At 62.7% G+C, this 260-nt stretch carries 3 tRNA genes; all 3 read right to left on the bottom strand.

The window, feature by feature from the left end:
* Positions 1–3 precede the first annotated feature (3 nt).
* Positions 4–75: transfer RNA gene (locus tag ACSNOK_RS34855), tRNA-Val, on the bottom strand.
* Between the two features lies 1 nt (position 76).
* A tRNA-Cys gene (locus ACSNOK_RS34850) sits at positions 77–147 on the bottom strand.
* 28 nt (positions 148–175) lie between these two features.
* Positions 176–248 (bottom strand) — tRNA-Gly (locus ACSNOK_RS34845).
* Between the last annotated feature and the right edge of the window lie 12 nt (positions 249–260).

Genomic DNA, 260 nt, shown 5'->3' with positions numbered 1-260 from the left:
CTGTGGGCGATGCCAGGTTTGAACTGGCGACCTCTTCCGTGTCAGGGAAGCGCGCTACCACTGCGCCAACCGCCCGAGGTGGAGACGGGATTTGAACCCGTGTACACGGATTTGCAGTCCGTTGCCTCGCCTCTCGGCCACTCCACCACGTGGATAGGTCCGAAAGACCTCTCCGAGCGGACGACGGGACTCGAACCCGCGACCCTCACCTTGGCAAGGTGATGCTCTACCAACTGAGCCACGTCCGCATGCTAGCCAGC

Origin of the sequence: Streptomyces sp. URMC 126 (genome assembly GCF_051386555.1) — a bacterium.
Classification (GTDB): domain Bacteria; phylum Actinomycetota; class Actinomycetes; order Streptomycetales; family Streptomycetaceae; genus Streptomyces.
The sequence above is the reverse complement of the archived record's forward strand: the minus strand, read 5'-3'. Positions and strand labels throughout refer to the sequence as shown.